Source organism: Budvicia aquatica DSM 5075 = ATCC 35567 (assembly GCF_000427805.1).
In the GTDB taxonomy this organism is placed as follows: Bacteria; Pseudomonadota; Gammaproteobacteria; order Enterobacterales; family Enterobacteriaceae; genus Budvicia; species Budvicia aquatica.
The window spans coordinates 25,087-32,038 of sequence record NZ_KE386592.1 but is presented as its reverse complement, the minus strand read 5'-3'; the positions used below and the strand labels follow the sequence as shown (position 1 = coordinate 32,038).

Genomic DNA, 6,952 nt, shown 5'->3' with positions numbered 1-6,952 from the left:
GAGCGAGTCCCGATGAGCTTACTCAGGTAAGTGATTCGGGCGAGTGAACGCAGCCAACAAAGATGCAGCTTGAAGTATGACGGGTATAAGTATTAGCTTTGAACCGGCGCAGATACCGCATTAGCCCAATCAGCCTCAGGATCTTCCATCACGACCTGATGCACGCCGCCGGGAAACTTATCCTGCAATAATTGATACTGTTCCTGTAATTCACCGATCGGATGTTTCCAGTCATGGAGATAATAAATTGCCTGAACTTTGGCCTGAAGCATCGATTTAGTGCAGTCGAAGCACGGACGCAGCGTTGAATAAACCACCGAACCTTCCACCGGATTACCAAAGCGCGCCGCGGAAATTATCGCATTTTGTTCAGCATGAACGCAGATGCAAACGTCATAACCGACGCTGGCCTTATAAGCAGCCCGATCGCGGCAGCGAACGCAGCCGCCGTCAGTACAGTTGGTGATACCTTCTGGCGTACCGTTATAACCGGTCGAAATAATCCGATTATCCTTCACCATCACACCGCCCACTTTACGGCCAAGACAGTTGGCTTTTTTACGTACGGCTATCGCTATATTCATATAGTACTCATGCCTTTCCATACTGTCGCTCCGGGGGTAATAGGTTGAATGATTGGATATCTGAATATGATATCGTCACTAAATTATGCTCTGGTCACAATATACCAGCCAAAGAAGAGCTTTTCTATTTCAGAACTGCCACTAATACCGGCACCGTCAGGCGCACGAACCAGTTCAATAATCCAAGGTACCCCGCCTCTTTGCCATAGGGTCAAAGAGAGCTCACCGTTTTCATCCAGATAAAAACCGTGCAGATTCAGCCGTTCCAGATCGGCTCTAAGTTCTAAATACATTTGCTTAGATATTTGATTTTGCTGGCAATAGATATCAACAAACCATTCTGGCTGATAGGCATCAGGGTTATGTGCCTGTGGATAATGGGTAATCAACGTGCCATTGATAAAACGATATGAGTCATACTGAACGGTACGACCATCATCATCGGTATATTCGCCATCACTTCCCATCGCAAGAGAATGAATTTTTTTATAGCCGGTGATTTTATCCGCCAGTGCCTCAATGCGCACCAGATTAGTCCAGAAGTACCCCTGCCAGGTAAAATAGATCTGCCAGAACCAAACGCCGGAAAAAATAATCAACGCCAGCGCCACATTGCGCCGGTTTTTTCCACGATATAAAATAGCCACCACTGACAGCAAAATCAGCCCTACGATAATACTCATCATCGCCGGAACATGAAAAAATGGCAGAGCAATAAGTAGCAGGCAAGACAAGCAGAAAAACAGCCATGGCCGCCGCCGTATCTGACAAATAGTGTTCAGCTTAAAATTCCTTTTTCTTTTGCCAGTTTCAACCAGTCGTTAAACTCGGTGAGTAATAAATCATAAAGATCGTCATCAGACATTTTGTTAAAATCATCGATGGCAAAGAAGTTGGTATTGTCGATCAGTCGGTCGGTAAAATTATCCAGCTCTTCCAAGATACCGTAGTTATGACCACCTAATCCGACGAATTTCCAAAAAATCGGATAGTCTGCAGATACACGAATGGCATCTTTGATTGCTTTAGCTTTAGAAATGCCACCGTCAGTAATAAACACCACAAATACCGGTTCTTTACTGCCTTTAAAGGTTTCAATAACCGCATCCATTACCGGCGGTTCGTTATTAACACCACCCAGCCCGCCCAGAATTTCAAACCGCCCTGACTTAGGCGTTCGTCGGATATTCTCAATGTAGCCTTGCAGATTATCCAAACTGACATCAGGATACTGTTTAAATCGTTCGGCAAATCCCCAAACCTCCATGGAACCATCATCATCAAACTGCACGGCCAGCGCCGCGATGCGGTCTAAAACGGCCTGAACGTTACCCCGTTTAAACTGCTGAGTCATTGAACCTGATGCATCCAGTACAAACGCAACTCTAGCTTTAACCTGAGTTAGGTTATGTTTTTCAAGACTTACCCGAATGGATTTAACCAGACTCACCAGATGAGGGGCCTTTATCTCCAGCTTTTTCTCCAGACTAACCGAAGGGCTGGCCGCAGGTGATTGAGCTGGAGCGGGCTCATCCTCAACTGCATCAACGCCATAAGCCTGAGCCAAAGGTAACAAACCACCGTTGTAACCCTGCCCAGAAGCCCTAAACTTCCATACGCCGCTATGACGATACAGTTGACCTAAAATCAGCGCTTTTTCACTACGCTCTGTCAACGGAACGCGAAACGAAGCTTGATCCTGTATCGTCAGGCATAAACTCTGTAACCGGCTAATATCATCAGCACCGTCAATCACCATAGTAAAGGCGATTTTTTCAATATCAGGATGAACATCGTTTAGTGAAACCTGAAAACCGTCGCTACCGATCATACCAACGCTGTTATCTGCGGATTGAGGTTGATTGTAGAAAATAAAATCCCAATCGCCTCTGACCTTTTCAGACTTGGTGAGTAAAAAAGCTGACAAATCTATGTCACTACTGCCAAAAGAACCATTTTTTTGATAAGTCACTTGAATCGTTAATTGACTGGCAGTCAGCGCTACGTTTTGTCCGGAAATCAGTTCCATCTGTTAATACCTCAGGCGTCATCGGGTAAATTTAGAGCAAAAAAAAGCTCTATGGTTAGATAGAGCTCTTTATACAACATTTTTATCGTTCTACTAACATCAGAACGGGATATCGTCATCAAAATCCATTGGTGGCTCATTACCACCCTGCGGCGCTGCCGGAGCACTGCTTTGTGCCGGACGTGAAGCCTGTGCCTGTGGCTGTTGAGGCTGACCCCAGCTGCCTTGCTGCTGTGGCTGACCATCCGGAGCGCCGCCGCCTTGACGACCACCCAGCATTTGCATCACGCCGCCGACGTTAACTACAACTTCAGTGGTGTAACGATCCTGACCGGCCTGATCCTGCCATTTACGCGTTTGCAGCGCACCTTCAATATAGACCTGTGAACCTTTACGCAAATATTCACCGGCAATTTCAGCTAACTTGCCAAAAATAGCAACACGGTGCCATTCGGTGCGCTCTTTTTGCTCACCGGTTTGCTTATCACGCCAGCTTTCGGAGGTCGCGATAGTAATATTCGCTACGGCACCACCATTAGGCATATAACGAATTTCCGGGTCTTGCCCCAGATTTCCGACAAGAATTACTTTATTGATGCCTCTGCTGGCCATATCAATTCTCCTGAATGAGTAAAGGTCTACGATTTTTAATCCATCGATTGTAGCATGGCAATAGGTGATCCACACTACCGTAGAAAGATGGAATTTAGTGCACAAATTTTATTACAACATGAATATGATTGCATCATAATACTGTATATCCATTCAGTTTAGTTTATGCGATAATTTTGAGTTCCGTGTCGGAAGTAACTTAAGGCCTGTAGAAGATGGATAAGATTGAAGTCCGGGGCGCCCGCACCCATAATTTAAAAAACATAAATCTGATTATGCCGCGCAACAAACTTATTGTTGTTACAGGCCTGTCAGGTTCAGGTAAATCATCATTAGCGTTTGATACTTTATACGCTGAAGGGCAGCGCCGGTACGTCGAATCATTGTCTGCCTACGCTCGCCAGTTTCTGTCTTTGATGGAAAAACCCGACGTTGACCATATTGAAGGTCTTTCACCGGCGATTTCTATCGAGCAGAAGTCAACCTCTCATAACCCGCGCTCAACCGTGGGGACAATCACTGAAATTCACGACTATCTGCGCCTGCTGTTTGCCCGCGTGGGTGAGCCGCGTTGTCCTGAACATGACATTGCGCTAACGGCACAAACCGTGAGTCAAATGGTGGATAAAGTGATGACGCTGCCGGAAGGCAACCGTTTAATGTTACTCGCTCCGATTGTTAAAGATCGTAAAGGTGAGCACGTTAAGACGCTGGAAAATCTGGCCAGTCAGGGCTATATACGCGCCCGAATTGATGGTGAAGTCTGCGATCTTTCCGATCCGCCAACGCTGGAACTACAGAAAAAACACACGATTGAAGTGGTGGTTGACCGGTTTAAAGTCCGGGAAGACCTGTCTCAGCGTCTGGCTGAATCTTTTGAAACAGCCTTAATGCTGTCGGGCGGCACGGCTGTCATCGCCGATATGGATGATACCAAAGCTGAAGAATTAATGTTCTCCGCCAACTTCGCCTGCCCGGTATGCGGCTACAGTATGCGAGAGCTGGAGCCGCGGTTATTCTCATTCAATAACCCGGCCGGTGCTTGTCCTACCTGTGACGGGCTGGGCGTGCAACAATTTTTCGATCCTGAACGCGTAGTGCAAAATCCAGAGTTATCTCTGGCCGGCGGCGCCATTCGCGGTTGGGACCGTCGTAACTTTTACTATTTCCAGATGCTGCGCTCGCTGGCGGAGCACTATAAATTCGATATTGAAGCGCCATTTGGCAGCCTGCCTGACAGTATCCGTAAATCTGTACTAAACGGTTCAGGCAAAGAAACCATTGAGTTTAAATATGTTAATGACCGTGGCGATACCACAGTACGTAAGCACCCGTTCGAAGGGGTGTTACACAATATGGAACGCCGCTATAAAGAGACGGAATCTTCAGCCGTACGTGAAGATTTATCTAAATTTATCAGCAACCGTTCTTGCGTGACCTGTAAAGGTACCCGTCTGAAAGAAGAAGCCCGCCACGTTTTTGTTGAAAATACCACTTTGCCTGAAATTTCAGAGTTGAGCATCGGTGACGCCCTGCAATTTTTTGGTGCCTTGTCGCTGGAAGGCCAGCGTGCACAAATCGCTGATAAAATTCTGAAAGAGATTGGCGATCGCCTGAAGTTCCTGGTTAACGTAGGCCTTAACTATCTGTCGCTGTCTCGCTCAGCCGAGACGTTGTCCGGCGGTGAAGCCCAGCGAATCCGCCTTGCCAGCCAGATTGGTGCCGGGCTGGTTGGTGTAATGTATGTACTCGATGAGCCATCTATCGGATTACACCAGCGTGATAACGAACGCCTGCTGGAAACCCTGATTCACCTGCGCGATCTGGGCAATACGGTGATTGTGGTTGAACACGATGAAGATGCGATCCGCGAAGCAGACCATGTGATTGATATCGGCCCTGGTGCCGGCGTTCACGGTGGCTATATTGTGGCGGAAGGTACCGTTGACGATATCATGAACGTTCCTGAGTCATTAACAGGCCAATATCTGTCCGGCAAACGTCAAATCGCGATTCCGCCACAGCGCGTACCGGCAGATCCAAGCAAGGTGCTCAAAGTCATCGGCGCGACCGGCAATAACCTGAAAAATGTCACGCTGACCATTCCGGTTGGCCTGTTTACCTGTATTACCGGCGTGTCCGGTTCAGGTAAATCAACCCTGATTAACGATACGCTGTACCCTGTTGCCCAGCGCCAGCTAAACGGTGCTGCTGAAGGTGAGGTTGCGCCTCATAAAGAAATCACCGGGATGGAACACTTCGATAAAGTTATCGATATTGACCAAAGCCCGATCGGCCGCACGCCTCGCTCTAACCCGGCGACCTATACCGGTATCTTTACCCCGATTCGTGAACTGTTTGCCGGTGTGCCGGAGTCCCGTACCCGCGGATACAATCCGGGTCGGTTCAGTTTTAACGTCAAGGGTGGGCGCTGTGAGGCCTGTCAGGGCGACGGCGTCATTAAAGTCGAGATGCACTTCCTGCCGGATATCTACGTACCTTGCGATCAGTGTAAAGGTAAGCGCTATAACCGTGAAACGTTAGAAGTGAAGTATAAGAACAAGAGTATCCATGAAGTTCTGGATATGACGGTAGAAGATGCTCGCGAGTTCTTTGATGCCGTACCTGCCCTGTCGCGTAAACTGCAAACCCTGATGGATGTTGGCCTGTCCTATATTCGTTTAGGTCAGTCAGCCACTACCTTGTCAGGCGGTGAAGCTCAGCGGGTGAAACTGGCCAAAGAGCTCTCTAAACGCGGTACCGGTCAAACCCTGTATATTCTGGATGAACCTACGACCGGCCTGCATTTCGCCGATATTGAACAGCTGTTAACGGTACTTCATCAGCTGCGGGATCAGGGTAATACCATCGTCGTGATTGAGCATAATCTGGACGTGATTAAAACGGCCGACTGGATTGTAGATTTAGGTCCGGAAGGCGGCAGCGGCGGCGGTGAAATTCTGGTGTCCGGTACGCCGGAAACCGTAGCAGAATGTGAGAAATCTCATACCGCGCGCTTCCTGAAGCCAATTCTGGCGAAGGGTTAGACCAATAAAACGGGATAAACCCTATAAGCTTTATCCCGCTTAATATTTAGCATCACACGCGTTATCTAAGGAGCACTGAGGGTCAGTTGCACTTTCTTGGGTAACGTCTTTAATACTTCCTGATACGAAATATCAATCATCTCATGTACAAAGGCTTTATCCAGAAGGCCATCAAGGAACAGCGTATTCCAGTGGGCTTTATTCATATAATACCCGGGAATCACCTCTGGGTTGGCATCCCGAAGCTGCTCTGCCAGTGCTGGCGGGCACTTAAGCGTAATAATCGGACGGCCATCAATATCACCTAACAAAGCAAACATTTTACCGGCGACTTTAAGCCTGTCAGCTTCCCATGCGGCTTCATAGTCATGCACCGAGCCCAACTTGGTTAAACCATATTCAATTAACGTCTCATGCTTCACGATGGCGTCCCTTTTCATTATTTAAATAAATTTATCTTACTTTATGTATTTAATTAACAACGCTTAATTAGCCAAAATTAAATTCAAATATGTGCAACTAATTTGGGTTATACACTATTTAGATCAAATAAAAAATTGAGAAAATTCGCTAGTATCGATGACCTGCAGTATCTGGAATCATCTATGTAATTCAGCCTGAACATCGTTATATACCATATATACTATATATTACGTTCCTGATAGTGATTAATTTCAGTT

At 47.1% G+C, this 6,952-nt stretch carries 6 protein-coding genes; 1 reads left to right on the top strand and 5 read right to left on the bottom strand.

Annotated features, from left to right (window positions below; translation table 11 throughout):
• Nucleotides 1–92 precede the first annotated feature (92 nt).
• From YWE_RS28790 to YWE_RS0125545, 4 genes are all read right to left on the bottom strand, one after another.
• Nucleotides 93–605: a deoxycytidylate deaminase gene (locus YWE_RS28790; protein WP_071605942.1), complete on the bottom strand. Its 513-nt coding sequence runs from the start codon at nucleotides 603–605 to the stop codon at nucleotides 93–95.
• Nucleotides 606–667: 62 nt separating this feature from the next.
• Complete coding sequence (locus YWE_RS0125555; protein WP_029096977.1) at nucleotides 668–1,267, bottom strand: hypothetical protein; 600 nt, start codon at nucleotides 1,265–1,267, stop codon at nucleotides 668–670.
• Between the two features lie 95 nt (nucleotides 1,268–1,362).
• Entirely contained in the window at nucleotides 1,363–2,613 is a 1,251-nt protein-coding gene (locus YWE_RS0125550) for a vWA domain-containing protein (RefSeq protein WP_029096976.1), read from the bottom strand.
• A 99-nt stretch (nucleotides 2,614–2,712) separates the two neighbouring features.
• Nucleotides 2,713–3,225 (bottom strand): single-stranded DNA-binding protein, encoded by a 513-nt coding sequence (locus tag YWE_RS0125545; RefSeq protein ID WP_029096975.1) that lies wholly within the window; start codon nucleotides 3,223–3,225, stop codon nucleotides 2,713–2,715.
• A 215-nt stretch (nucleotides 3,226–3,440) separates the two neighbouring features.
• Between YWE_RS0125545 and uvrA the strand changes: the two genes are divergently transcribed.
• Nucleotides 3,441–6,272: an excinuclease ABC subunit UvrA gene (uvrA, locus tag YWE_RS0125540; RefSeq protein ID WP_029096974.1), complete on the top strand. Its 2,832-nt coding sequence runs from the start codon at nucleotides 3,441–3,443 to the stop codon at nucleotides 6,270–6,272.
• A 65-nt stretch (nucleotides 6,273–6,337) separates the two neighbouring features.
• Here uvrA and YWE_RS0125535 read toward each other — a convergent pair whose 3' ends face one another.
• The gene (locus tag YWE_RS0125535) at nucleotides 6,338–6,694 is read right to left on the bottom strand and encodes an MmcQ/YjbR family DNA-binding protein (protein ID WP_029096973.1); all 357 of its coding nucleotides are present in this window, start codon (nucleotides 6,692–6,694) and stop codon (nucleotides 6,338–6,340) included.
• Nucleotides 6,695–6,952 lie beyond the last annotated feature (258 nt).

What these genes read in the sequence shown, in the direction of transcription:
- YWE_RS0125555 (WP_029096977.1), bottom strand. Translation starts at nt 1,267, where the DNA reads ATGAGTATTATCGTAGGGCTGATTTTGCTGTCAGTGGTGGCTATTTTA.
- YWE_RS28790 (WP_071605942.1), bottom strand. Translation starts at nt 605, where the DNA reads ATGGAAAGGCATGAGTACTATATGAATATAGCGATAGCCGTACGTAAA.
- YWE_RS0125545 (WP_029096975.1), bottom strand. Translation starts at nt 3,225, where the DNA reads ATGGCCAGCAGAGGCATCAATAAAGTAATTCTTGTCGGAAATCTGGGG.
- uvrA (WP_029096974.1), top strand. Translation starts at nt 3,441, where the DNA reads ATGGATAAGATTGAAGTCCGGGGCGCCCGCACCCATAATTTAAAAAAC.
- YWE_RS0125550 (WP_029096976.1), bottom strand. Translation starts at nt 2,613, where the DNA reads ATGGAACTGATTTCCGGACAAAACGTAGCGCTGACTGCCAGTCAATTA.